This window comes from Stenotrophomonas chelatiphaga (assembly GCF_001431535.1).
Taxonomy (GTDB): domain Bacteria; phylum Pseudomonadota; class Gammaproteobacteria; order Xanthomonadales; family Xanthomonadaceae; genus Stenotrophomonas; species Stenotrophomonas chelatiphaga.
The window spans coordinates 1-24,748 of the sequence record NZ_LDJK01000023.1; the positions used below are offsets into that span (position 1 = coordinate 1).

The following is a 24,748-nucleotide window of genomic DNA, read 5'->3' on the forward strand; positions in this document are numbered from 1 at the left end:
GGGTCTCACCCGTTCGCCCACCCGGCCCAGCAGGAAAAGTCGAACAGGGCTTGCGCAGCGCAGCAGAATGCTGCATAATTCCGCTTCTGGTGCGGGGTGGAGCAGTCTGGCAGCTCGTCGGGCTCATAACCCGAAGGTCGCAGGTTCAAATCCTGCCCCCGCTACCAACTAGGCATCAGACGAGAGCGATTCCGGAAACGGAGTCGCTTTTCTCGTTTCAGGGCGCGCAACGCCGCGTGCAGCTTGCACCAACCCGGTGCAAGGTCTATCATCAGCGGGCTGGCGGTATATCTGATGGTTGGCTCTGCATGGAGCGCACCCATCCCGCCACCGGCTTCGACCAGAAGCTGGGCTTCGCAGGGGATCGCGTCAGCGCGCCCTGCGGCCGGAATCCAATGACCGGATTTCACCGGACAAAGGGCCCAGCGGGCCCTTTTGCATTTCCGGAACGGGCCCACTGCGGTCCGGATCTCTTCCACATTCAACAACAAGGCAGGCTGTGAGCGACAAGGCAACCGAAATCGCGAATCTGCTCGGCCCCACCGTCGATGCGCTGGGCCTGGAGCTGCTGGGCGTCGAATATCTGCCCGCACCCGGCGGTGCCACGCTGCGTCTGTACATCGACGTGCTGATCGCCGAGCAGGACGAGCGCACCATCAACGTCGAGGACTGCGAGCGCGTCAGTCGCGAAGTGTCCGCACAGATGGACGTCGAAGACCCGATCAGCGGCAATTACACGCTGGAAGTGTCTTCGCCGGGCGTTGATCGCCCGCTGTTCAACCTGGCCCAGTTCGGCCAGCACCTGGGGCAGAACGCCAAGGTGCAGTTGAAGCTGCCGCAGGACAATCGTCGCCGCCTGCAGGGCCGGATCGATTCGGTCGATGCGGAGCAGGGCACGATCAGCTTCACCGTCGACAAGACCACCCTGGTGGTGTCGGCTGACAACATCGACAAGGCACGCATCATGCCCGACTGGGTGGCGCTGGGGCTGGCCCCGAGCAAGCCGACCGGTCCGGCCAAGCGTCCGAAGCCGACCAAAAATCCATCCAACGAGCCTGCGGCCAAGAAGCCGCGCGCGGAGTGAGCCAATGAGCAAGGAACTTCTGCTGGTAGTCGACGCGGTCGCCAATGAAAAAGGCGTGCCGCGTGAAGTGATCTTCGACGCGATCGAGGCCGCCCTGGCTTCGGCGGCGAAGAAGCGCTACCCCGACGAGGAAGTGCTGGCGCGCGTGGTCATCGACCACAAGGACGGCACCTACCAGACCTTCCGCCGCTGGGAAGTGGTGGCCGACGACGTGGTCATGGAGTCCCCGGACCGCCAGATCCGCCTGATGGACGCCATCGACGAAGCCGAAGGCGTCGACGTGGGTGACTACGTCGAAGAACAGATCGAAAACCCGGACTTCGGCCGTATCGCCGCCCAGGCCGCCAAGCAGGTCATCGTGCAGCGTGTGCGCGAAGCCGAGCGCCAGCAGGTCGTCGATGCCTGGAAGGATCGCGTGGGCGAACTGATCACCGGTGTGGTCAAGCGCGCCGAGCGCGGCAACATCTTCGTCGACCTGGGCGGCAACGCCGAGGGCTTCATCCCGAAGGACAAGGGCATTCCGCGCGACGTGCTGCGTGCCGGTGACCGCGTGCGCGGCTACCTGGCCGAAGTGCGCTCCGAACCGCGTGGCCCGCAGCTGTTCATCAGCCGCGCCGCGCCGGAGTTCATGATCGAACTGTTCAAGCTGGAAGTGCCGGAAGTCGGCCAAGGCCTGGTGGAAATCATGGCCTGCGCACGTGATCCGGGCGACCGCGCCAAGATCGCCGTGCTGGCCCACGACACCCGTACCGATCCGATCGGCGCGTGCATCGGCATGCGCGGTTCGCGCGTGCAGGCCGTGTCCAACGAGCTCAATGGCGAGCGCGTGGACATCGTGCTGTGGAACGAGAACCCGGCCAACTTCGTCATCAACGCGATGGCGCCGGCCGAAGTGCAGTCGATCATCGTCGATGAAGACAAGCACTCGATGGACCTGGCGGTCGCCGAAGACCGCCTGGCCCAGGCGATCGGCAAGGGCGGCCAGAACGTGCGCCTGGCCAGCCGACTGACCGGTTGGCAGCTGAACGTGATGACCCAGGACCAGGTCACTGCCAAGTCCGAAGCCGAGCAGACCTCGGCCCGCCAGCTGTTCATGGACAAGCTGGAAGTGGACGAGGAAATCGCCGGCATCCTGGTCAGCGAAGGCTTCGGTACCGTCGAAGAAATCGCTTATGTACCCGTCGGCGAACTGCTGGCGGTGGAAGGCTTCGACGAAGACATCGTCGAAGAACTGCGCGCACGTGCCCGTGACGCGCTGCTCAACGAGGCGCTGGCCGTTGAAGAAGGCCTGGAAGACGGCGTTCCTGCCGACGACCTGCTGGCCCTGGAAGGCATGGACGAGGTTACCGCCTACGCCCTGGCCAGCCATGGCGTGCGCACCGGTGAGGACCTGTCGGACCTGGCTGCCGACGAGGTGGTTGAATTCGGCATCGAGGGGTTGGACCAGGAGCGCGCCGCGGCGCTGATCCTGTCTGCCCGCGCCGAGGAGATCGCCCGATTGGAACGCGGCGAATGAGCCGGCAATGAACAGGGCCCTGAGCCGATCAGGGCGTAGAATCCGCGCTACCTCCACAAACGGGGGGGCGCCCTCAAGATCATAGGATCCGAATGTCGCAGCAAACCACCATCCGCAAGCTTGCCGAACTGGTCAATACACCGGTTGAAAAACTGCTGGAACAGCTGGCGGGTGCCGGCATGAAGTTCAGCGGTCCCGAACAGGTCGTGACCAGCACCGAGAAGGTGAAGCTCCTGGGCTTCCTTCGCCGTGCCCACGGCAAGCCCGAGCAGGCCGTCGAAGAAGCCACCGAGGCTTCCAAGAAGATCACCCTGAACCGCCGCAAGCACCAGGAAGTGACGGTGAACGCGGGTCGCAGCAAGACCACCGTGAACGTGGAAGTGCGCCAGAAGCGCACCTACGACAAGGCGGCCGCGCGCATGACCCCGGATGAGGAGCGCGCCGACATCCTGCGCAAGCTGGAGGAATCCCGCCAGCGCAATCTTGATGAACAGGCAGCGTTGGCGGAGAAGGACCGCCTGCGCGATGAAGCCATCGTGCGCAAGCGCGAGGAAGAAGTTGCCGCCAAGGAACGCGCCGAGGCCGAGAAGAAGGCCGCTGAAGAAGCCGCCATCGCCGCCAAGGCCGCCGAAGCCGCTGCTGCCAGCCGTCCGGCTGCCGCGCGTCCGGCTGCCGATGCCGCGCCGGCCGCAGCGCGTGCCGCGCGTCCGCCGGCCGGGGGCCCGTCCGCGCCGCCGCGTGGCGCCGCACCGCCGCGTTCGGATGACCGCAACAACCGCAGTCCGGCCCGTACCGACCGTCCGGGTGGCGATCGTTTCGCCGGCCAGATGCACCTGTCCGCCGCCGACCGTGCGCGCCGTGGCAACAGCAACAACAACAACAACCGTGGCCGTCCGGGCAGCCGTCCGCAGCCGGGTCGTCGCGACAGCCGCGGCAGCCAGAACAGTGGTCCGCACGCCTTCGAGCGGCCGACGGCGCCGGTCGTGCGTGAAGTGGCGATCGGCGACAGCATCACCGTCGCCGACCTGGCCGCCAAGCTGGCCCTGAAGGGCGGCGAAGTGGTCAAGGCGCTGTTCAAGATGGGCGTCATGGCGACCATCACCATGAGCATCGACCACGACACCGCGGCACTGGTGACCGAAGAGCTCGGCCACGTCGTGGTCCGCGCTGGCAATGACGACGTCGAAGAGGCGCTGCTGGCCGCTACCGGTGAAGAGCGCGGCGAAGCCGTCTCGCGTCCGCCGGTGGTCACCATCATGGGCCACGTCGACCACGGCAAGACCTCGCTGCTGGATTACATCCGCCGCACCAAGGTCGCCACCGGCGAAGCGGGTGGCATCACCCAGCACATCGGTGCCTACCACGTGGAAACGCCGAAGGGCGTGATCAGCTTCCTGGATACCCCGGGCCATGCTGCCTTCACCTCGATGCGTGCCCGCGGCGCCAAGCTGACCGACATCGTGGTGCTGGTGGTGGCTGCCGATGACGGCGTCATGCCGCAGACCAAGGAAGCGATCCAGCACGCGCGTTCGGCGAACGTGCCGCTGATCGTGGCGATCAACAAGATCGACAAGTCCGGTGCCGACCCGATGCGCGTGAAGAACGAACTGCTCACCGAGCAGGTCGTCTCCGAAGACTTCGGTGGTGACATCCAGATGGTGGAAATCTCGGCCAAGGCCGGTCTCGGCATCGACGACCTGCTGGAAGCCATTTCCGTGCAGGCCGAACTGCTGGAACTGAAAGCCGTGGCCGACGGCCGCGCCAGCGGCGTGGTCATCGAATCCTCGCTGGACAAGGGCCGTGGCCCGGTCGCGACGGTGCTGGTGCAGCAGGGCTCGCTGAAGAAGGGCGACTACCTGGTGTGCGGCATCCAGTACGGCCGCGTGCGTGCGCTGTTCGACGAAACCGGCAAGCAGCCGGACCAGGCCGGTCCGTCGATTCCGGTGCAGGTGCTGGGTCTGTCCGGCGTGCCGGAAGCAGGCGATGATTTCGTGGTGGTCGAAGACGAGCGCCTGGCCAAGGATGTGGCGCAGCAGCGCGAAACCAAGCGCCGTGAATCGCGCCTGGTGCAGTCTGCCGGCAGCCGCATGGAAGACATCATGGCCACGCTCGGCAAGGGCGAGGGCCAGCAGGTGCTCAACCTGGTCATCAAGGCCGACGTGCAGGGTTCGGTGCAGGCGCTCAGCCAGGCGCTGGTCGGTCTGTCCAACGACGACATCCGCATCAACGTGATCCACTCCGGCGTGGGCGGCATCACCGAATCGGACGCCAACTCGGCGGTCGCTTCGAAGGCCACCGTGATCGGCTTCAACGTGCGTGCGGATGCTTCGGCCCGTCGCATCATTGAATCCAACGGCGTGGACCTGCGTTACTTCTCGATCATCTATGACGTGATCGACCAGGTAAAGCAGGTGGCTTCCGGTCTGCTGGGCGTGGAGATCCGCGAAGAGATCATCGGTATCGCCGATGTCCGCGACGTCTTCCGCAGCTCGAAGTTCGGCGCTGTCGCCGGCTGCATGATCGTGGAAGGCATCGTCAAGCGGAACAAGCCGATCCGCGTGCTCCGCGACAGCGTCGTGGTGTTCGAGGGCGAGCTGGAATCGCTGCGTCGCTTCAAGGAAAACGTCGACGAAGTCCGCAATGGTACCGAGTGCGGTATCGGCGTGAAGGCGTACAACGACGTCAAGCCGGGTGACCAGATCGAGTGCTTCGAGCGTATCGAAGTGCCGCGCACCCTGTAAGGCTGCAAGGGACCGGGCCGAAAGGCCCGGTCCTGCTTCAAGGCATCACCGTGTACCGTGTCACCCCCCAAATAAAAGAGCCCTGCCGCGTGCCCAAGACTTTCCATCGAACCGACCGTGTTTCCGCCCAGATCCGCCGCGAACTTGGCACCCTGGTGCACAACGCCGTGCGCGAACACGGGCTGCCCTCGGTCAGCGTGTCCGATGTGGAAATCACCCGCGACATGTCCCATGCCAAGATCTTCGTGACCGCGCTGATGGCCGAGCGCTCCGAAGAAGCGATGAAGGGCCTGAAGGAACTGGCCTGGCACCTGCGCATGGAGCTGGCGCGTGCGATGAAGCTGCGCCATGTGCCTGAGCTGCATTTCCATTACGACGATTCGGTCGATCGCGGTGAGCGCATCGACAACCTGCTGCGTGATTTGCCCGACACCGTCGCGGCGGAAAAGAAGCGCGAAAGCAACGAAGAATGATCCCCGCGCGGCGCTGAGCCTTGCTCGGTGACTGCGCAGCCGTTCCCGGATCATGACCGCCGAGCGTGGCTTGGCGCTACCGAAGTTGGCGTTCCCCGATGAAACCCCGCATTCAATTCCGTCGCCTGGACGGCATCCTGCTGCTCGACAAGCCCAGCGGCATGAGCTCCAACGCGGCCCTGCAGGTCGCCCGTCGCCTGTTCCGTGCTGAAAAGGGCGGCCACACCGGCAGCCTGGATCCGCTGGCCACCGGCCTGCTGCCGCTGTGTTTCGGCGAGGCCACCAAGATCGCCGGGCTGCTGCTCGGCTCGGCCAAGGCCTACGACGCGGACATCGTGCTTGGCCAGACCACTGACACCGATGACGCCGAAGGCCAGGTGCTGCTGCAGCGCCCGGTACCGCAGATCAGTGCCGACACGCTGCAGGCCGCGCTTGCCGCGCTGACAGGCCATATCCGCCAGCGTGCCCCGATCTATTCCGCGCTCAAGCAGGGCGGTGAACCGCTGTATGTGAAGGCGCGTCGCGGCGATGCCATCGAAGCACCCGAGCGCGAGGTGGAAGTGCGCTCCATCGAGGTACTGGAGCAGCAGCCGGATCGCCTGCGGCTGCGCGTGACCTGTGGGTCCGGCACGTACATCCGCAGCATCGCCCGCGACCTCGGCGAGGCGCTGGGCTGTGGTGCGCACATCAGTGCACTGCGTCGCCTGTGGGTGGAGCCGTTCGCTGAACCGGCGATGGTCACCCTCGACCAGCTGCGCAGCCTGGCCGATTCCGGTGATGAAACCGGCATGGATGCCCTGTTGCTGCCGCTTTCGGCCGGTCTGGTGGACTATCCCCGGGTCGACCTGGATGAACAGCAGGCGGCCCGCTTCTGCCTCGGCCAGCGCCAGCGCGATACCCGCTGGCCGCAAGGCCTGGTGGTGGTGCATGGCGCCGACGGCGCGGCCTGCGGGCTGGGTCAGGTCGATGAAAGCGGCCTGCTGGCGTCCCAGCGACGCTTCAATCTGTGACATTCCCCGGGGCCATTCAGTCCCGGACCTTGTTCCGGGAGGGCGCTCCCGTTACAATTTTGCGGCCCTTTCACGGGCAACCTGCGTCGTGCAGGATCATCATCAGCCTACGGCGAGCCAAGCGGTGCGTGAACACGTTCCTGCTGGCCCCGCATCAGAAGAGAAAAGAAAATGTCGATCGACACCCAGAAGGTTATTGAAGACAACAAGCGCAGCGCCGCCGACACCGGTTCCCCGGAAGTCCAGGTCGCCCTGCTGACCGCCCGCATCGAACTGCTGACCGGCCACTTCAAGACCCACAAGAAGGATCACCACAGCCGTCGTGGCCTGCTGCAGATGGTCAACCGTCGCCGCAGCCTGCTTGACTACCTGAAGAAGAAAGACGTGACCCGCTACAAGGGTCTGATCGAAAAGCTTGGCCTGCGTCGCTAAGCAACGAATCCTCCGCGGCGCAGCGATGCGCCGCGGTTTTGTTTTGTAGCACCGTAATCCCCATCGCATTCAGACCGGAACGACCGGTCACCCGCAGGCGGCACGGGTCGCCGACGGTCCATTCGCAGACAGCATCCCAAGGACACCCTCCGTGGCAAAAATCACCAAAACCTTCCAGTACGGCAAACACACCGTCACGCTTGAGACCGGCGAAATCGCCCGCCAGGCCGGCGGTGCCGTCATCGTCAAGTTCGACGATACCGTGCTGCTGGTCTCCGCCGTTGCCGCAAAGAGCGCGCGTGAGGGCCAGGACTTCTTCCCCCTGACCTGTGACTACCAGGAGAAGTTCTACGCCGGTGGCCGTATCCCGGGTGGCTTCTTCAAGCGTGAAGGCCGTGCGACCGAGAAAGAGACGCTGATTTCGCGCCTGATCGATCGCCCGATCCGTCCGCTGTTCCCGGAAGACTACAAGAACGAAGTGCAGATCATCGCCACGGTGATGTCGCTGAACCCGGACATCGACGGCGACATCGCCGCGCTGATCGGTGCCTCGGCCGCGCTGTCGCTGGCCGGTACCCCGTTCAAGGGCCCGATCGCCGCTGCCAAGGTCGGTTACAAGAACGGTGAGTACATCCTCAACCCGACCGTGACCGAACTGAAGGATTCGGAGCTGGAACTGGTTGTCGCCGGTACCGCCAACGCCGTGCTGATGGTGGAATCCGAAGCCGCGCTGCTGTCCGAAGAAGTGATGCTGGGCGCCGTGACCTTCGGTCACCGCGAAATGCAGAAGGTCATCAACGCGATCAACGAGCTGACCGTGGAAGCCGGCACCAAGCCGTCGACCTGGGTCGCCCCGGCCAAGAACGACGTGCTGATCAGCGCCCTGCAGGAAGCCATCGGCCCGCGCCTGGGTGAAGCCTTCCAGGTGCGCGACAAGCTGCAGCGCCGTGACGCCATCTCGGCGATCAAGAAGGACGTGGTCGAGTCGCTGGCTGGCCGCGTGGCCGCTGAAGGCTGGAACCCGGCCGAGCTGTCGAAGGAATTCGGCGAGCTGGAATACAGCACCATGCGCAACTCGGTGCTGGACACCAAGGTCCGCATCGACGGCCGTGCGCTGGACACCGTCCGCCCGATCGCCGTGAAGACCGGCATCCTGCCGCGCGTGCACGGTTCCTCGCTGTTCACCCGCGGTGAAACGCAGGCCATCGTGACCATCACGCTGGGCACCGCCCGCGACGGTCAGGTGATCGACGCCGTTTCCGGTGAGTACAAGGACAACTTCCTGTTCCATTACAACTTCCCCCCCTATTCGGTGGGTGAGACCGGCCGCATGATGGGCCCGAAGCGTCGCGAAATCGGCCACGGCCGTCTCGCCAAGCGCGGCGTGCTCGCCGTGATGCCGTCGCTGGAATCCTTCCCGTACACCATCCGCGTGGTGTCGGAAATCACCGAATCCAACGGCTCCTCGTCGATGGCCTCGGTCTGCGGTTCCTCGCTGGCCCTGATGGACGCCGGCGTGCCGGTGAAGTCCCCGGTTGCCGGTATCGCCATGGGCCTGGTCAAGGAAGGCGAGCGCTTCGTCGTGCTGTCCGACATCCTGGGTGACGAAGATCACCTGGGCGACATGGACTTCAAGGTGGCCGGTACCGCTGAGGGCATCTCCGCCCTGCAGATGGACATCAAGATCGAAGGCATCACCGAAGAGATCATGAAGCAGGCACTGCAGCAGGCCAAGGCCGGCCGTCTGCACATCCTGGGCGAGATGGCCCACGGCCTGACCGCACCGCGCCAGGAGCTGTCGGACTACGCGCCGCGCCTGCTGACCATCAAGATCCACCCGGACAAGATCCGCGAAGTGATCGGCAAGGGTGGTTCCACCATCCAGGCCATCACCAAGGAAACCGGCACCCAGATCGACATCCAGGATGACGGCACCATCGTCATCGCTTCGGTCAACGCCATCGCTGCGCAGGCTGCCAAGGCCCGCATCGAGCAGATCACCTCGGACGTCGAGCCGGGCCGCATCTACGAAGGCAAGGTCGCCAAGATCATGGACTTCGGCGCCTTCGTCACCATCCTGCCGGGCAAGGATGGCCTGGTGCACGTGTCGCAGATCTCCAGCGACCGCGTCGAGAAGGTCGGCGACGTGCTGAAGGAAGGCGATGTGGTCAAGGTCAAGGTGCTGGAAGTCGACAAGCAGGGCCGTATCCGCCTGTCGATGAAGGCCGTCGAAGAAGGCGAGGGCGTGTCTGCCGAGTAATCGGTCGCCACGCTTCTGCTGGAATGAAAAAGCGGGCTTCGGCCCGCTTTTTCTTTGCCTGTCGTCTGGCGTGGAACGCGGCGCCTGCCCGGATCGCGTATCTGGCAATGCAGGAAGTGCGCAGCGGCCTGGCGGGTGATTCATCTGCGACGGATGGAATCGCAGCAGCCAGCAGATAGCTTGATTGTGTCCGTAGAGGGCCAGCAAAGCCGATGCTGGTCAGCGCGCGGTCCGGGGGCGATCCCCCTGACTCGCGTCATGAACCAACGTGCTTCACGGCTCACTACCTACCTCTCCGGACCGGAGCATCTCCATGACTCGACTTCCTGTTTCCAGGCTTCCCCTTCCCCATCCGGTGGGGCTGCAGGACCCTTCCCGACGCATGTGGCTGCAGTGCGCGGGCGCCGCCTCGGCGGGTCTGCTGGTTCCCGCGACATGGGCCCAGTCTGAGCTGCTCGGCGTGCCTGCGGCGGGTCACCGGCAGGCATCAGGCCTTGCCGACGACGCCGAGCCGTGGGGCCCCATCCGTGAAGCGCTTCTGGCCGGGCTGAACCTGTTGCCCGTGGTTGGCGGATTCCTGTCCTATCTTGGTGCCCTGTTCATTCCAGGCGCAGGCCAGAGCGCGGAAGAGTGCTGGCGCGCCTATACGGATCGCAGCATCTCCGAAGCGCTGTTCGCGCTGGTCCGGGCCGATCTGATTGGGCTGAGCAACGTGGCCGAGCTCTACGGCAATGCTGTCAAATCGGGTGACCTGAACGCGATCCGGGCACAAAGCATCGCGGCCAATTCCCTTTTTGTCGCCACGTTGCCGCGCTTCACGCTCGACCGCGAGCGCGAGGCATTGCTGCCCCTCTACGCGACAGGCGCAAGCCTTCATCTCGCACTGCTGCGCGACATGGTGCTGAAAGCCGATGCGCTGGGTTTCAACGCTGCCTTCCGCGAGCAGCTGCTGAGCCAGCAGAAGAAAGCAATCGCGCAGTACACCGAGTACGTGGATCGTGAGGCAGAGGCAGCCTATGCGAGAGTGCGCAGCGCAAATCCAAAAACGGGCAGTGCGCCGCTTTCCCAATTGCTGGAGCGTCGCACCAGGCTGCAGCTCTGTGCGCTGGACCAACGCGACACCTGGCACGCCTTCGATGCGGAAAAATATCCCGAGCGCAGCCCGGTCATCCTTGATCGCGAACTCTACAGCCGCGTCATCGGGGTATGGGATGGTAGTGAGCTCGACCGCAACGCCATTCCCGGCTGGAAAGCCCCGACGTCGCCGCTGCGTTCGGTGGAGATCACGCTGCGGCGCGTGCAGAACATAGAGGTTGGTTTTCTCGATGGCGTCCGGATGGAGTACGCCGACGGCGAGGAACTGGTGGCAGGCCAGCTCGCCGAGCGGTCCAGTCCGTATCGCCTCGCCGAGGGCGAGGCCGTGGTGCAGGTGTCCACGCACTGGCGGTCCATACAGGGGCTTGTTTCCATGCAGTTGCGGACATCCCGGAACAGGCAGTACAAGGTGCTGGGACGGGAGAACAACTTCGATGTCATCGACACCTGCAGTCAGGCATCTCACCAGCTGTCGTCCATACGGCCGATCGGACGGGGCCGGGCAAGTGCGAAGTGGTCGGCCGGAGCGTGCATTCTGGGCTTCCAGCTCGTCAATCGCACCTTCCGGCCCATCAGCCCCTCACTGCGTGCGCGGGTGGCACCGGTGATCGCGCCGCATCTTCTGGACTGGATCGACGAGCGTACTTGAGCACGGCGTGGTCATGAACCAGATGGGTTGCGTGCCAGGCAGCGGTGCGGGTCAGGGCGAGGCGTCGTCTTCGTCCATGCCGCGCCACCATGCGCGGCCCGGGGCCGGTAGCGGCAGCTCGCTATCGCATGCGCTGACCGAATCCACGTGGCGGCCGACTCCCGCCGCCGCCCAGTCACCCAGCAGGCGCATCACCGCGGTGCGTCCCTGTGCGCCGATGCCGAGACTGCGCTCGGGGTGCCAGTCATCGTTGCCGGCCTCCTCCAGGTCGGCATCGTCGCGTTCGTGGGTGTGCGGCGCGCCGTAGCTGCAGCGCAGGCACAGGTGGCGGATCGACAGGGTCCAGTCTTCCACGTAGCCGATACCGGGCAGGGTGGCCTGCTGCAGCTGCTCCAGTGCATCGGCGTCCGGGCACTGGATGAACACCGCGAAGGTGCGATGGTCGGAGCGTTCCAGAACCTGCAGCGCATTGAACACCGGTACGTCGGCCTCGCCCGACCAGCGCGTGCCGGTGGACGCGCCATCGTGCAGCACGATGTCGGCGAAGCGATGGCCGGATTCCGGCAGCGGGACATTCAACAAGCGGGCACGAACCGGATCGATGCGCTGGACGAAGACCGTTTCTCCATCGGCCCACGGGTTGAGGCGCACGCAGGCAATGCCGAAATCCGCATTGATCGGACCGTCGCCGGCGGGAATATCGATGCCACAGCGGGCCCACTGACGCCGCGCCTGTTCCCAATCGCCGCACCCGGTCGCGGCGATGGCGGCATTCCATGCACTGGCAGGGTCGAAGTCGGACTCCAGGGCCTGCGCACGCAGGTTGTGCTGCAGCGATGCACTCCAGTCGCGCAAATATTTGTTGGCCAGCCCGCGCATGTAGTGCAGGGCGCCGTCATCGGGATGCTGCGCGGCCAGGCGGGCGAACGCAGCGTCGGCAGCGTGCAGTTCGCCTGCGTCGAACAGCGCATGGGCGTGTTCGCGCAACGTGCTGGCGGTACCGTCGCCCGGATCCGCTGAGGAACTCACCGCGGATCGGCCCAGACGCTGTTCGGTTCGCCATCGCGGGCGCGGCGCGCGGTGGCCCGCGCCACGACGGCCAGACCGACCGCCATCGCCAATGCCACCGCATCCACCCAGAACAGCGCCCAGTGACCGTGCCCGGCGCTGGTCCACCACCACCAGCCGCTCAGCGCGCCATGCGCCAGTGGCACCAGCGCAGTGACCACGGCGGCCGCCCAGAGCAGCTCGCGCGCGGCCTGCGCCGGGCGACGCAGCGCGGCCCATGCGGCGCACGCGCCCCAGGTCAGGAAGCACACCCAGCGGATGCCGGCATCCACCGCTTGCGGTGCCACGCGTTCCAGCACCTGTGCGGCCACGAACGCGGCCGAGATCGCCACCACCAGGCCGATGCAGACCCCGACCGTGGCACGTGCCATGTTGACCTGCGCGCGGCCCTGTTCGAGCTGCCGGCGCCTGCGCCGCGATTCAATCCACAACAGGTTGCCGGAGTAGAACAGGAAGGCGCCGCCGAGGCCCAGCAGGAAGTACAGCCAGGCCACCACGCCGTTGCCGAACTCACCGAAGTGCAGCGCATAGGCCGCGCTCAGGGTGGCGTGGTTGGCATCGCGGCGGCCCGGCAACTGGCTGGCCAGCAGGCGGCCGCTGGCGACATCGAAGGCGACTGCGCCGGCCGGCCCCAGCGTGCCTTCGGATTCGCCGGTGATCTCGATCGTGGCGTTGGCGTCGCCGGCATTGGCCAGTTTCAGGTAGGCCGGCTCGAAGCCCTGCACGCCCTGGTCGCGGGCCACCTGCAGCGAACGTGCATGCAGGTCGGCCAGCTTCACCGCGGTGCCCGGCGCGCCGCTGGCGGGGCGTACCGGCGCGGTGTCCATCGCCGACGGCACTGCCTGCAGCAGCTTGCCGTCGTAGATCAGCGGGTTGAGCAGGGCCATCTGCAGGAACACCAGGCACAGCAGCGCGCCGGTGACCGCGAACATCAGGTGGAAGGGCAGGCTGAGCACGCCGATGACGTTGTGCGCGTCCTGCCAGAACTGTTTCAGGTTGCGGCCCGGGCGCAGCGCGAACAGGTCGCCGGCCAGCTTCGGCAGGTGGATCACCAGCCCGCTGAGCAGCGCCACGCCGTACAGCAGGCTGACGATGCCCATCAGGTAGATGCCGGCCACCGGCAGGCCCAGCGTGTAATGCAGTTCATTGATCAGTTCGGCCAGGCCGGTCTGCGGCGGGGTGACGCTGCCGTCGTAGTGGTCCAGCCAGGCGTATTGCCAGATCCCCTTGGCGTCCTGCCAGTAGGCGATCGGCTGCGGATGGTCACCGCCGGGGAAGGTCATGCCCATGTGCGCGCGCGCGGCGGGATGCCGCTCCAGCACGCCGTCCAGCAGGCGCTGCGCGTCGGCCAGGGTCGCCGCGGGCTGGTCCACCGATGCCGGCGTCTGCCACAGCGGGATGTCGTGGTGGAACACCGTCAGCGCGCCGGCGTAGAAGGCCACGAACAGCGCGAAGCCGGCCACCAGGCCGACCCAGGTATGCAGCGTGGTGAAGGTGCGCAGGGTCTGCGAGCTGAACTTCATGCGGTGATTCTCATTGCACCGCGCCGGTCAGGCGCAGCAGCCATAACAGGAGGAAGCCGCCGGCGGCACAGGCGCTCATCACGATCCAGGCGCGCGTCCCGCTGCGGAAGCTGAAGGCCCATACCGCCGCCAGCATCCACAGCGGGATGAAGGCGATCAGGCTCGGCACCAGCGCGGTGGCCCACGGGCCGGGCGGCAACCACGCCGCCAGCCCGGTGACTGCCGCGGCCACGAACAGGCCGGCGATGAGTCCGGCAAACGCGCGCGGCCACATCAGCGCGGCTTCCTGGCAGGCAACGCGGCCGGACGGTGCCAGGCGGCCAGGCTGGGCAGCAGCATGGCGGTGGCCATCCACACGCACAGGGCGACCACCAGCCCGGCGCCGACGCCCAGGTTGGCCATCCACAGCCACAGCCCGGCCACGGCGGCCACGGTGCCGATCTCGCGGCCCAGGCGGCCGGCGCGGTGCAGGCGCGGCCAGCGGCAGTGCGGGGAGGCTGCATAGAACGCCAGCGAAGACAGCGCGGTGGCCAGCAGCGCCAGCGAGCAGAAGCCCAGCGAGGACAGTCCGATGGTGGGTACCTGCATCAGCGTGCAGCTCCGGCCGGGCATGACGTGGAACGACGAACGGAAAGCGGGGTCATCGGGGATCCGGAGGGCAGGGAGGCAACACAACGCACGCGTATGGTAATCATTGACTTTTACGCGATCCAGTATCCGCTATTCAGGCGGCTGCCTGCGCTGCGCTTGGGCTTTGTGCCGCGCTGGTTTAAGATCGACCACAGCCAACCCACTGGATCCAGGTGGCCCGCGCCAAGCGCCGGCCGAGCGTGTGACATGAGCACTACCATCGCCCCCTGCTGACCTGCACCCGAAGGCCCCCTCCAGGCGCCGTCGTGGCGCTTTTTTATTGCCCGGGCCAAGCCCGGATCCGCATTCCAGCCCGCTGCGCGGGCACAGCATGAAGCCATCCTGATGATCACGATCACCCTTCCCGACGGCAGCCGCCGCGAATTCGAACATCCCGTCAGCGTCATGGAGGTGGCCCAGTCGATCGGCGCCGGCCTGGCCAAGGCCACCATCGCCGGTTCGGTCGATGGCGTGCTGGTCGATGCCAGTGACGTGATCGCCAAGGACGCCACCCTGCGCATCATCACCGCCAAGGACGAGGAGGGCGTGGAGATCATCCGTCACTCCAGCGCGCACCTGGTCGGTCATGCCGTGAAGCAGCTGTACCCGGACGCCAAGATGGTGATCGGGCCGGTCATCGCCGAAGGCTTCTATTACGACATCCAGTCCGAGCGTCCGTTCACCCCGGATGACCTGGCGGCGATCGAAAAGCGCATGGGCGAGCTGATCGCGCAGGACTACGACGTGGTCAAGAAGGTCACCCCGCGCGCCGAAGTCGTGGAGATCTTCAAGGCCCGTGGCGAGGACTACAAGCTGCGCCTGATCGAGGACATGTCCGATGACATCCAGGCGATGGGCATGTACTACCACCAGGAATACGTGGACATGTGCCGTGGCCCGCACGTGCCGAACACGCGTTTCCTGAAGGCCTTCAAGCTGACCCGCATTTCCGGTGCGTACTGGCGTGGTGACGCGCAGAACGAGCAGCTGCAGCGCATCTACGGCACCGCCTGGGCCGACAAGAAGCAGCTCGACGCCTACATCAAGCGCATCGAAGAAGCGGAGATGCGCGACCACCGCCGCATCGGCAAGCAGCAGGACCTGTTCCACCTGCAGGAAGAGGCGCCGGGGCTGGTGTTCTGGCACCCGAAGGGCTGGGCGCTGTGGCAGGTGGTCGAGCAGTACATGCGCAAGGTGTACCGCAGCACCGGCTACGGCGAAGTGCGCTGCCCGCAGATCCTGGACGTGTCGCTGTGGCAGAAATCGGGCCACTGGGACAACTACCAGGACGCGATGTTCTTCACCGAGTCGGAGAAGCGTACCTACGCGCTCAAGCCGATGAATTGCCCGGGTCACGTGCAGGTGTTCAACCAGGGGCTGCACAGCTACCGCGACCTGCCGATCCGCTACGGTGAGTTCGGCGCCTGCCACCGCAACGAGCCCTCCGGCGCGCTGCACGGCATCCTCCGCGTGCGTGGCTTCACCCAGGACGACGGTCACGTGTTCTGTACCGAAGACCAGGTCGAGGCGGAAGTGACCGCCTTCCACCAGCAGGCGCTGGCGGTGTACCAGCACTTCGGCTTCGAAGAGATCCAGATCAAGATCGCGCTGCGCCCGGAATCGCGCCTGGGCGATGACGCGACCTGGGACAAGGCCGAAGGCGCGCTGCGCTCGGCGCTGTCCAGCTGCGGCGTGGAATGGCAGGAACTGCCGGGCGAGGGCGCCTTCTACGGCCCGAAGATCGAGTACCACCTGAAGGATGCCATCGGCCGTACCTGGCAGCTGGGCACCATGCAGGTCGATTTCATGATGCCCGGCCGCCTTGGCGCCGAGTACGTGGATGAAAACAGCCAGAAGAAGCACCCGGTGATGCTGCACCGGGCGATCGTCGGTTCGATGGAGCGATTCATCGGCATCCTGATCGAACACCACGCCGGCCAGTTCCCGGCCTGGCTGGCGCCGACCCAGGTGGTGGTGGCCAACATCACCGATGCGCAGGCTGAATACGTCTCTGCGGTGACCAAAAGCCTTGCGGATCAAGGCTTCCGCGTCAGCGCCGATTTGCGTAATGAGAAGATCGGTTATAAGATTCGCGAGCACACGCTTCAGCGCGTGCCGTACCTGCTGGTCATTGGTGACCGCGAAAAGGAAAACGGCGCCGTGGCGGTGCGTACGCGTTCCGGCGAGGACCTGGGCAGCATGAGTCTCCAGGCCTTCATTGAACGGCTGCAGGCCGAGGGCGCGTAATCAAAGGTCCGGTCCGTGCGCAATGGCGCGCGGGCCGGTTCGATACCCTTGGGAGATTGCAATATCAGTACCCCTGACAATAAACAGAATCGCAAGAATCAGGAAATCCGTGTGCCGCGCGTACGCGTGATCGGCAGCGACGGCGAAATGATCGGCGTGCTGACGCGCGACGAAGCCTTGGCGATGGCCGAGGAAGAAGGCCTGGACCTGGTTGAAATCCAGCCGCAGGCGGATCCGCCGGTGTGCAAGGTGATGGACTTCGGCAAGTTCAAGTTCGAAGCCCAGAAGAAAGCCAGCGAAGCCAAGAAGAAGAGCAAGCAGGTCGAGATCAAGGAAGTGAAGTTCCGTCCGGTCACGGACGAGGGCGACTACCAGATCAAGCTGCGCAAGATGCGCGGTTTCCTCGAAGAGGGCGACAAGATCAAGGTCAACATCCGCTTCCGTGGCCGTGAAATGAGCCACCAGGAACTGGGTCGCGAGATGGCCAACCGGATCGAGACCGATCTGGGCGAGGACATCGTGATCGAATCCCGTCCGCGCCTGGAAGGCCGCCAGATGGTGATGATGATTGCTCCGAAGAAGAAGACATAAGGCCGCACGGGCTGCCCTTCGCGGGCGCCTGGCAGCTGAATGCAACGGGAGGAGGGCGCCGATGGCGCCTTTCTGCTTTTCCGGCCACCGGCCAGCGTCATGGCGTGCCGGGGCGTTGCCCAAGCCCCATTTCCCCTGTATGATTGCCGGCTCGACCCATCAGGAGGGGTCGTACGCGGATCATGGCAGGACGGAAAGAGTGGCCCAGGCCACCGCCAGATCAGTCAGAAACCAGGGTCAAATCCCATCAAGGACATAGCAATGCCCAAGATCAAGACCAACCGGGCGGCGGCCAAGCGTTTCCGCAAGACCGCCTCGGGCAAGTACAAGTGCGGCCACGCCAACCGTAGCCACATCCTCACGAAGAAAGCGACCAAGCGTAAGCGTAACCTGCGTCAGACGAATCACGTCCGCGCAGAAGACGCCGGCCGTCTGGACCGCATGCTCCCTTACCTCTGAGGAATTAACACATGGCACGAGTAAAGCGTGGCGTACAGGCGCGTCGCCGCCACAAGAAAATCCTGACTCTGGCGAAGGGCTACTACAATGCCCGTCGCAAGGTCTTCCGCGTTGCCAAGCAGGCCGTCATCAAGGCCCAGCAGTACGCGTACATCGGTCGTAAGCAGAAGAAGCGTAATTTCCGCTCGCTGTGGATCACCCGTATCAATGCCGCGGCCCGCATCAATGGCCTGAGCTACAGCCGTTTCATGAACGGCCTGCTGAAGGCTGGCATCACCCTGGACCGCAAGGTGCTGGCAGACATCGCCGTGCACGACGCGGCCGGTTTTGCCGCGCTGGCTGAAAAGGCCAAGGGCGCTCTGGCGGCATAAGTCCTCCTCGGTCGTTGCCGTTGACGCAACGCCCGCAGGTAAGGCAATGCATGGGGAAGGGCGCAAGTCCTTCCCCATTCTTTTTTGTGCGGTGGCCAGCGCAGCGCGCGGCGGCCGGACAGCGGTGGCGACGGGGGTCGGCCCTTCGCGCATCGCGAGGGCATATCCGACCCGAGGTTCCGGCACCCCATGAGTGACATCCAATCCCTGACCGCCCAGGCACTGGCCGATGTGGCTGCCGCCCAGAGCCCCGATGCGCTGGAACAGCTGCGCGTGGCCCTGCTGGGCAAGAGTGGCAGCATCACCTCGCAGCTGAAGCAGCTTGGCGCCTTGCCGGCCGACGAGCGCAAGGCCGCCGGCGAAGCCATCAACCGCGCGCGCGACACGCTGACCACTGCGCTGGCCGAGCGCAAGGCCGTGCTCGAAGACGCCGCCCTGGATGCGCGCCTGTCCGCTGAAGCCATCGACATCACCCTGCCGGGTCGTCGTGGGGGCCGCGGTGGACTGCACCCGGTGACCCGCACGCTGGAGCGCATCACCGAAATCTTCGGTCGCCTGGGCTATGAGTTGTCCGAAGGCCCGGAAATCGAAGACGACTGGCACAACTTCGAAGCGCTGAACTTCCCGCCGCACCATCCGGCGCGCGCGATGCACGACACCTTCTACTTCGGCGATGGCCGCCTGCTGCGCACGCATACCTCCGGGGTGCAGGTGCGCTACATGGGCGAGCACGCACCGCCGCTGCGCATGATCGCCGCCGGCAAGGTCTACCGCAGCGACAGCGACCAGACCCATTCGCCGATGTTCCACCAGGTCGAAGGCCTGCTGGTGGACGAGCACTCCACCTTCGCCGATCTCAAGGGCACCCTGTCCGAGTTCGTGCGCGCGTTCTTCGAGCGCGATTTCGAGATGCGTTTCCGTCCCAGCTACTTCCCCTTCGTTGAACCCGGCGCGGAAGTGGACATTGCCTGGCAGCAGCCCGATGGCAGCACCCGCTGGCTGGAAGTGCTGGGCTGCGGCATGGTGCATCCGAACGTGCTGCGCAGCGTCGGCATCGATCCGGAGCGCTACACCGGCTTCGCCTTCGGCCTGGGCGTGGAGCGGTTCGCGATGCTGCGCTATGGCGTCAACGACCTGCGCGCGTTCTTCGAGAACGACGTGCGCTTCCTGCGCCAGTTCGCGTAAACACTATCGGTAGTGACGACCGCTGGTCGTCAACGAGGACGGAACAACATGAAATTCTCCGAAAACTGGCTGCGCAGCCACGTCCCCACCACCGCCTCGCGCGATGAGCTCAGCGCCGTGCTGACCGCCATCGGCCTGGAAGTGGAAGAGGTCGACGCACTCGGCGGTGGCCTGGACCACGTGGTGGTCGCGCGCATCGTCGACGCCGTGCGCCACCCCGAAGCCGACCGCCTGCAGATCTGCCAGGTCGATGCCGGCCGCGGCGAACTGCTGCAGATCGTCTGCGGCGCGCCGAACGCGCGTCCGGGCCTGGTCGCTCCGCTGGCGATGGTCGGTGCGCAGATCGGTGCGTTGAAGATCGGCGCGGCCAAGCTGCGCGGCGTGGATTCCAACGGCATGCTGTGTTCGGCCAAGGAGCTGGGTCTGGATTCCGATGCCTCCGGCCTGTTCGAACTGCCTGATGATGCCCCGGTGGGGCAGGGGCTGGTGGAGTACCTCGGCCTGCCCGACGCCAGCATCGAGATCAAGCTGACCCCCAACCGCGCCGACTGCTTCAGCGTGCGTGGCATTGCCTTCGATGTGGCGGCCGCCACCCGCAGCCAGGTGGTGCCGTTCGCCGCCGATGCGGTGCCGGCCACCGGCGCGCGTGAACTGGCGATCGAGCTCAATGCCGGCGCCGAAGCGCCGCGCTACCTGGGCCGTGTGATCGAAGGCGTCAACGCTGCCGCCAGGACCCCGCTGTGGATGGCCGAACGCCTGCGCCGCAGCGGCGTGCGTCCGGTGTCGCTGCTGGTGGACATCACCCAATACGTGATGCTGGACCTGGGCCAGCCGATGCACGCCTATGACCTTGGCACGCTGAGCGGACCGATCGGCGTGCGCCGCTCGCGCGCGGGCGAAAGCTTGAAGCTGCTCGATGGCCGCGATGCCGCGCTGGACGACAGCTTCCTGGTGGTCACCGATGCCGACCGTCCGGTCGGCCTGGCCGGCCTGATGGGCGGCTTCGACACCCGCGTCACCGATGCCACCACCGATGTGTTCCTGGAAGCGGCGCACTTCGCGCCGGCGGCGATCATGGGCCGCGGCCGCAAGCTGGGCCTGCACACCGATGCCGGCCATCGCTTCGAACGTGGCGTGGATCCGGCGCTGCCGCGCGCGGCCATCGAGCACGCGACCGCGCTGGTGCTGGAACTGGCCGGTGGCACCGCCGCACCGGTGACCGAAGCACTGCGCGCGGAAGACCTGCCGTCGCCGTCGCCGATCGCGCTGCGCCGTGCACGCATCACCCGCGTGCTGGGCATCACCATCGACGACGCCGAAGTGGAGCGCATCCTGCGCGCGCTGGGCATGGACGTGGTGGCAGCGGGCGAAGGCTGGCAGGTCACCGCGCCGAGCCGTCGTTTCGACATCGCCATCGAAGAAGACCTGATCGAAGAACTGGCCCGTATCCACGGCTACGAACAGATCCCGACCACGCTGCCCGGCGGTGCCGCGCGCGTGGCGATGCCCACCGAAACCCGCCTGGAAGAGCTCAGCGTGCGTCGCCAGCTGCTGGCGCGCGAGCTGCAGGAAACCATCAATTTCGCCTTCGTCGATGCGCAGCTGCTGCAGCAGTGGCAGCTGGTCGACAACCTGGTGCCGCTGGCCAATCCGCTGTCGGCCGAACTGGCGGTGATGCGTCCGGCGCTGCTGCCGGGCCTGGTCGCCACGCTGGGCCGCAACGTGGCCCGCCAGGCCGGTCGCGTGCGCCTGTTCGAGATCGGCCGTGCGTTCGCCGCGCAGGCCGGTGAGGGGGCGCCGGCGCCGCTGGAAACCCAGCGCGTGGCCGCCGTGGTGTGTGGTGATGCCGATGCCGAGCAGTGGGGCCTGGCCGCGCGCAAGGTGGACTTCCACGACCTGAAGGGCGACCTGGAAGCCCTGGCCGCCGCCAGCGGTGCCGAGCTGACCTTCAAGCCCTCGGCGCAGCCGTACGGGCACCCGGCGCGTTCGGCCGATGTGTACCGCGGCGAGGTGCGCCTGGGCTGGATCGGCCAGATCCACCCGCGCCTGGCCAAGGCGATGGACATCGACGTGGACGTGTACGCGCTGGAGCTCGACCTGGCGCCGTTGGCTGCCCGTGAACTGCCGCGTGCCAGCGAGCTGTCGCGGTTCCCGGCCGTGCGCCGCGACCTGGCCGTGCTGGCCCCCGATGCGGTTGCCTGGACCGATCTGGCGGCCACGGTCAGGCTGGCCGCCGGGCCGCTGCTGCGCGAACTGAACCTGTTCGACCGGTACGTCGGGCAGGGGGTCGAGCCGGGCTTCAAGAGTCTCGCTATGGGCTTGATTTTGCAGGACAAGTCGCGCACTCTGACGGACCGCGACGTGGACGCGGTGGTGACCGAGGTGGTCGCCGCCATCGAGCGTGAACACCACGCCCGGATCCGCGGTTGAGCGGGCAGCACCCAGGGGTAAGCAGGCGATGGCACTGACCAAGGCTGAAATGGCCGAAAAACTGTTCGACGAAGTCGGCTTGAACAAGCGTGAAGCCAAGGAATTCGTCGACGCGTTCTTCGATGTGCTGCGTGAAGCATTGCAACATGGACGTCAGGTAAAGCTGTCCGGCTTTGGCAACTTCGACCTGCGGCGCAAGAACCAGCGCCCGGGTCGCAACCCGAAGACCGGTGAGGAAATTCCGATTTCCGCCCGCACGGTAGTCACCTTCCGTCCGGGCCAGAAGCTCAAGGAAAGGGTGGAAGCGTATGCTGGATCCGGGCAGTAACAGAGAGCTTCCGCCGATACCGGCCAAGCGCTACTTCACCATCGGTGAGGTCAGTGAACTGTGCGACGTCAAGCCGCACGTGCTGCGCTACTGGGAAACCGAGTTTCCCAGCCTGGAGCCGGCCAAACGCCGCGGCAACCGTCGCTATTACCAGCGCCATGACGTGCTGATGATCCGGCAGATCCGCAGCTTGCTGTACGAACAGGGCTACACGATCGGCGGTGCGCGGTTGCGGCTGGATGGCGCCGATGCGCGTGGCGAAGCCGCGCTCAGCCAGCAGATCATCAAGCAGGTCCGCGTGGAACTGGAAGAAGTGCTGCAACTGCTTCGCCGCTGATTCTTTTTTCGCGTTGATCCGCTATACTTCACGGCCCGCTTCAACGGCGGGGCAACATCGCAGATATTCGGGGCGTAGCGCAGCCTGGTAGCGCATCTGCCTGGGGGGCAGAGGGTCGTCGGTTCGAATCCGGCCGTCCCGACCACTGTGATGAAAGAGGAGGCTCGTGCAGCACTGCGCGGGCCTTTTTTGTGGTTCGAAAACGTGATGGATCATCGGTAGCGCCGAGCCGTGCCCGGCGAGCGCAGCGGCCGGGCAGCAGGAGCATGACGGCCAGCGGCCGTCACTACCGCGGCGGGGCGGTCAGGCGTCCACCATCGCCGCCAGGGCCTCCGCCGCCAATGGTTCGGCGAACAGATACCCCTGCAGTTGGTCGCAGCCCAGTTCGGTCAGCACCTGCCGTTGCTCCATGCTTTCCACGCCTTCGGCGACCGTGGTGTAACCCAGCCCCTTGGCCAGTTCGATGATGGCTTTGGCTTTCAACCGCGCGCCCGGATCATCGGCCAGGTGGTCCACCAGTGACTTGTCCATCTTGATGGTGGAAATCGGCAGACGCGAAAGGTAGCCGAAGTTGCTGTAACCACTGCCGAAGTCATCGATCGCCACGCGCACGCCCACGCCGGCCAGGCGCGCCAGCTGCTCACCGGCGACGGTATTGGCACGCAGCCATTCGCCCTCGGTGATCTCGATTTCCAGCAGGGACGCCGGCAGGTCACGTGCGGCCAGCTTCTGCAGCAGGCGTTCGGCCATGCCTTCGGTGGACAGGTCCGAAGCGGCCAGGTTGATCGACAGGCACAGCGGTATGCCATCGCGCTGCCAGGCCGCCAACTGGTCCAGCGCCGCATCCACCACCCAGCCACTGACCGCCGGCATCAGCGCAGTGCGCTCGAACACCGGAATGAACTCGGCCGGCCCGACCGGACCCAGCCGCGGATGGTTCCAGCGGATCAATGCTTCGGCGGACACCACCTTGCCGGTCAGGGTGTCCACGCGGGGCTGGAACAGCAGGTAGAACTCTTCGCGGCGCAGGCCACGTTCGGCATCGGCCGCCAGCCGGTAGCCACGCCGCAGCAGTTCGTCGCGGCGCTCGGAATACCAGCAGAAATCCTTGCGCGTGCTGATCGCCGCCTGCACGCCGACCAGCAGCTTGCGCAGCACGTCGTTGCTGCTGTCGGTCGTGGGATCGAAGGCGCAGATGCCGGCATGGAACTGCGGCGACATCGGTACCGCTGCGGCCATCACCGGGCGGATGATGCGCTGCTTCAGCTCCAGCAGCAGGGCTTCGACGTCGTCCTGCGTCGGCAGGTCGATGAGAAAAGCAAAGCGGCTCACGCCAACATGGTAGACATCGGTGATGTCTTCCAGCGCGACGCGCAGGCGCACGCCAGAACGATGCAGCATCGCTTCCAGTGGCGGCATGCCCAGTGCCTGGCCGGCTTCGTCCAGCCGCGGCACATCCAGTACGTCCAGCATCACCGCGTACATGGTGCCTGCGCTGGCGCGCGCTACCAGGCCGTCATAATCGATATGGAACTGATGGCGGTTCGACAACCCGCTGACCGGGTCCTGGCGACCGGACAGGCGCCGCAGTTCCAGTTGGCTCATCGCCATCGCCGCCAACGTCTTCAGGTGCTGGCGATCGTCTTCGCTCAGATCGCGCGGCGTCGGCCCCATGACGCACACAGCGCCGATGGCGACACCGTTCTTCGCGATCAGCGGTGCCCCGGCGTAGAACCGCAGGTGCGGAGCGCCGCAGACCAGTTCATTGTGTGCGAACCGCGGGTCAGCGGCCAGGTCGGGTACGACCATGACGTCCGGCGATGCGATGGTGTAGGAGCAGATCGAAGAGCGGATATCGGTGCCGGTGATCTGCAGGCCGACCTGCGATATGAAGCGCTGCGTATCCACGCCGACGATCGATACGAAGGCGACGGGAGCGTCGAAGGCGAACGCCGCCAGCTGGGTGATACGGTCCAGTGATGCGCCCGCTGCCGCATCCAGCACCTGCAACGCGCCGACAGCCGTCATTCTTTCCTGGGCTTTCAGTTCCTCTGACAACTGCGTCATGGGCAGAGAGGCTCGGTGCTCACGCGGTGGTAACGAACGACAGAATGCGCCTTTACGCATCAACGTGGTGTCCACGCGTTGATCTGTCGCGTATTCAGCCGAATCGCATGCGCTGCGCGGACGGCATCGGCAGGAAACGCCATAGCCCGAAGGTGTAACGGCGCTTCACCTCGTCCTCAGGTAAGGTACTTGCCTCGGTAACCCTGCCAACCGCGCCATGGTGCGTCGTTGATGGGTGCCGGATCCAATGCC

Annotated in this window: 21 protein-coding genes and 2 tRNA genes; 18 read left to right on the forward strand and 5 right to left on the reverse strand. The window is 65.7% G+C overall.

Features of this window, described 5'->3' with window-relative positions; genetic code table 11:
* Positions 1–90: 90 nt before the first annotated feature.
* From ABB28_RS06975 to ABB28_RS07015, 9 genes are all read left to right on the forward strand, one after another.
* Positions 91–167 (forward strand) — tRNA-Met (locus tag ABB28_RS06975).
* A gap of 332 nt (positions 168–499) precedes the next feature.
* On the forward strand, positions 500–1,084 hold the full coding sequence (rimP, locus tag ABB28_RS06980; protein ID WP_042613003.1) for a ribosome maturation factor RimP: 585 nt from the start codon (positions 500–502) through the stop codon (positions 1,082–1,084).
* Positions 1,085–1,088: 4 nt separating this feature from the next.
* Complete coding sequence (gene nusA, locus ABB28_RS06985; protein ID WP_042613002.1) at positions 1,089–2,600, forward strand: transcription termination factor NusA; 1,512 nt, start codon at positions 1,089–1,091, stop codon at positions 2,598–2,600.
* 92 nt (positions 2,601–2,692) lie between these two features.
* Positions 2,693–5,341 carry a translation initiation factor IF-2 gene (gene infB / locus ABB28_RS06990; RefSeq protein ID WP_057507954.1) on the forward strand — a complete coding sequence of 883 codons (2,649 nt, stop codon included), beginning with the start codon at positions 2,693–2,695 and terminating at the stop codon, positions 5,339–5,341.
* Between the two features lie 89 nt (positions 5,342–5,430).
* Complete coding sequence (rbfA, locus tag ABB28_RS06995; RefSeq protein WP_057507955.1) at positions 5,431–5,814, forward strand: 30S ribosome-binding factor RbfA; 384 nt, start codon at positions 5,431–5,433, stop codon at positions 5,812–5,814.
* 98 nt (positions 5,815–5,912) lie between these two features.
* The gene (gene truB / locus ABB28_RS07000; protein WP_057507956.1) at positions 5,913–6,824 is read left to right on the forward strand and encodes a tRNA pseudouridine(55) synthase TruB; all 912 of its coding nucleotides are present in this window, start codon (positions 5,913–5,915) and stop codon (positions 6,822–6,824) included.
* A gap of 171 nt (positions 6,825–6,995) precedes the next feature.
* A complete protein-coding gene (gene rpsO, locus ABB28_RS07005; protein ID WP_057507957.1) occupies positions 6,996–7,256 on the forward strand; it encodes a 30S ribosomal protein S15 in 261 nt (86 codons plus the stop codon).
* Positions 7,257–7,407: 151 nt separating this feature from the next.
* A complete protein-coding gene (pnp, locus tag ABB28_RS07010) occupies positions 7,408–9,516 on the forward strand; it encodes a polyribonucleotide nucleotidyltransferase (protein WP_057507958.1) in 2,109 nt (702 codons plus the stop codon).
* Between the two features lie 313 nt (positions 9,517–9,829).
* Positions 9,830–11,260, forward strand: a complete 1,431-nt coding sequence (locus ABB28_RS07015; RefSeq protein WP_152983413.1) for an insecticidal delta-endotoxin Cry8Ea1 family protein — start codon at positions 9,830–9,832, stop codon at positions 11,258–11,260.
* A gap of 51 nt (positions 11,261–11,311) precedes the next feature.
* Here ABB28_RS07015 and ABB28_RS07020 read toward each other — a convergent pair whose 3' ends face one another.
* From ABB28_RS07020 to ABB28_RS07035, 4 genes are read right to left on the reverse strand one after another with little or no spacing between them, the layout of a single operon-like run.
* Positions 11,312–12,289: a hypothetical protein gene (locus tag ABB28_RS07020; RefSeq protein ID WP_057507960.1), complete on the reverse strand. Its 978-nt coding sequence runs from the start codon at positions 12,287–12,289 to the stop codon at positions 11,312–11,314.
* Positions 12,286–13,851, reverse strand: a complete 1,566-nt coding sequence (locus tag ABB28_RS07025; RefSeq protein WP_057507961.1) for a PepSY-associated TM helix domain-containing protein — start codon at positions 13,849–13,851, stop codon at positions 12,286–12,288. Before ABB28_RS07025 ends, ABB28_RS07020 begins: the two co-directional genes overlap by 4 nt.
* Positions 13,852–13,861: 10 nt before the next feature.
* Complete coding sequence (locus ABB28_RS07030; protein WP_057507962.1) at positions 13,862–14,125, reverse strand: hypothetical protein; 264 nt, start codon at positions 14,123–14,125, stop codon at positions 13,862–13,864.
* A complete protein-coding gene (locus ABB28_RS07035; RefSeq protein WP_057507963.1) occupies positions 14,125–14,439 on the reverse strand; it encodes a hypothetical protein in 315 nt (104 codons plus the stop codon). The genes ABB28_RS07030 and ABB28_RS07035 overlap by 1 nt, the downstream gene beginning before the upstream one ends.
* A gap of 387 nt (positions 14,440–14,826) precedes the next feature.
* Between ABB28_RS07035 and thrS the strand changes: the two genes are divergently transcribed.
* From thrS to ABB28_RS07080, 9 genes are all read left to right on the forward strand, one after another.
* On the forward strand, positions 14,827–16,728 hold the full coding sequence (thrS, locus tag ABB28_RS07040; RefSeq protein WP_057507964.1) for a threonine--tRNA ligase: 1,902 nt from the start codon (positions 14,827–14,829) through the stop codon (positions 16,726–16,728).
* Positions 16,729–16,776: 48 nt separating this feature from the next.
* Entirely contained in the window at positions 16,777–17,319 is a 543-nt protein-coding gene (gene infC, locus ABB28_RS07045) for a translation initiation factor IF-3 (protein ID WP_080335080.1), read from the forward strand.
* A gap of 261 nt (positions 17,320–17,580) precedes the next feature.
* On the forward strand, positions 17,581–17,778 hold the full coding sequence (rpmI, locus tag ABB28_RS07050) for a 50S ribosomal protein L35 (RefSeq protein WP_002811096.1): 198 nt from the start codon (positions 17,581–17,583) through the stop codon (positions 17,776–17,778).
* Positions 17,779–17,789: 11 nt separating this feature from the next.
* Positions 17,790–18,149: a 50S ribosomal protein L20 gene (rplT, locus tag ABB28_RS07055; protein ID WP_003484828.1), complete on the forward strand. Its 360-nt coding sequence runs from the start codon at positions 17,790–17,792 to the stop codon at positions 18,147–18,149.
* 189 nt (positions 18,150–18,338) lie between these two features.
* Complete coding sequence (locus ABB28_RS07060) at positions 18,339–19,334, forward strand: phenylalanine--tRNA ligase subunit alpha (RefSeq protein WP_057507965.1); 996 nt, start codon at positions 18,339–18,341, stop codon at positions 19,332–19,334.
* 48 nt (positions 19,335–19,382) lie between these two features.
* Positions 19,383–21,764, forward strand: a complete 2,382-nt coding sequence (gene pheT, locus ABB28_RS07065) for a phenylalanine--tRNA ligase subunit beta (RefSeq protein WP_057507966.1) — start codon at positions 19,383–19,385, stop codon at positions 21,762–21,764.
* Positions 21,765–21,792: 28 nt separating this feature from the next.
* Positions 21,793–22,092 (forward strand): integration host factor subunit alpha, encoded by a 300-nt coding sequence (locus ABB28_RS07070; RefSeq protein ID WP_042612988.1) that lies wholly within the window; start codon positions 21,793–21,795, stop codon positions 22,090–22,092.
* Positions 22,073–22,429, forward strand: a complete 357-nt coding sequence (locus ABB28_RS07075; RefSeq protein WP_042612987.1) for a MerR family transcriptional regulator — start codon at positions 22,073–22,075, stop codon at positions 22,427–22,429. Before ABB28_RS07070 ends, ABB28_RS07075 begins: the two co-directional genes overlap by 20 nt.
* A gap of 68 nt (positions 22,430–22,497) precedes the next feature.
* Positions 22,498–22,574: transfer RNA gene (locus tag ABB28_RS07080), tRNA-Pro, on the forward strand.
* Positions 22,575–22,732: 158 nt separating this feature from the next.
* Here the strand turns inward: ABB28_RS07080 and ABB28_RS07085 are convergent.
* Positions 22,733–24,496, reverse strand: a complete 1,764-nt coding sequence (locus tag ABB28_RS07085) for a putative bifunctional diguanylate cyclase/phosphodiesterase (protein ID WP_245625304.1) — start codon at positions 24,494–24,496, stop codon at positions 22,733–22,735.
* Positions 24,497–24,748 lie beyond the last annotated feature (252 nt).

Bases quoted from the DNA above. Each gene is read 5' to 3' on its own strand.
- ABB28_RS07085 (WP_245625304.1), bottom strand. From the start codon at position 24,496: ATGACGCAGTTGTCAGAGGAACTGAAAGCCCAGGAAAGAATGACGGCT.
- rpsO (WP_057507957.1), top strand. From the start codon at position 6,996: ATGTCGATCGACACCCAGAAGGTTATTGAAGACAACAAGCGCAGCGCC.
- ABB28_RS07070 (WP_042612988.1), top strand. From the start codon at position 21,793: ATGGCACTGACCAAGGCTGAAATGGCCGAAAAACTGTTCGACGAAGTC.
- rpmI (WP_002811096.1), top strand. From the start codon at position 17,581: ATGCCCAAGATCAAGACCAACCGGGCGGCGGCCAAGCGTTTCCGCAAG.
- ABB28_RS07025 (WP_057507961.1), bottom strand. From the start codon at position 13,851: ATGAAGTTCAGCTCGCAGACCCTGCGCACCTTCACCACGCTGCATACC.
- truB (WP_057507956.1), top strand. From the start codon at position 5,913: ATGAAACCCCGCATTCAATTCCGTCGCCTGGACGGCATCCTGCTGCTC.
- nusA (WP_042613002.1), top strand. From the start codon at position 1,089: ATGAGCAAGGAACTTCTGCTGGTAGTCGACGCGGTCGCCAATGAAAAA.
- ABB28_RS07035 (WP_057507963.1), bottom strand. From the start codon at position 14,439: ATGCAGGTACCCACCATCGGACTGTCCTCGCTGGGCTTCTGCTCGCTG.
- rplT (WP_003484828.1), top strand. From the start codon at position 17,790: ATGGCACGAGTAAAGCGTGGCGTACAGGCGCGTCGCCGCCACAAGAAA.
- ABB28_RS07060 (WP_057507965.1), top strand. From the start codon at position 18,339: ATGAGTGACATCCAATCCCTGACCGCCCAGGCACTGGCCGATGTGGCT.
- infB (WP_057507954.1), top strand. From the start codon at position 2,693: ATGTCGCAGCAAACCACCATCCGCAAGCTTGCCGAACTGGTCAATACA.
- ABB28_RS07075 (WP_042612987.1), top strand. From the start codon at position 22,073: ATGCTGGATCCGGGCAGTAACAGAGAGCTTCCGCCGATACCGGCCAAG.
- ABB28_RS07030 (WP_057507962.1), bottom strand. From the start codon at position 14,125: ATGTGGCCGCGCGCGTTTGCCGGACTCATCGCCGGCCTGTTCGTGGCC.
- pheT (WP_057507966.1), top strand. From the start codon at position 19,383: ATGAAATTCTCCGAAAACTGGCTGCGCAGCCACGTCCCCACCACCGCC.
- thrS (WP_057507964.1), top strand. From the start codon at position 14,827: ATGATCACGATCACCCTTCCCGACGGCAGCCGCCGCGAATTCGAACAT.
- ABB28_RS07015 (WP_152983413.1), top strand. From the start codon at position 9,830: ATGACTCGACTTCCTGTTTCCAGGCTTCCCCTTCCCCATCCGGTGGGG.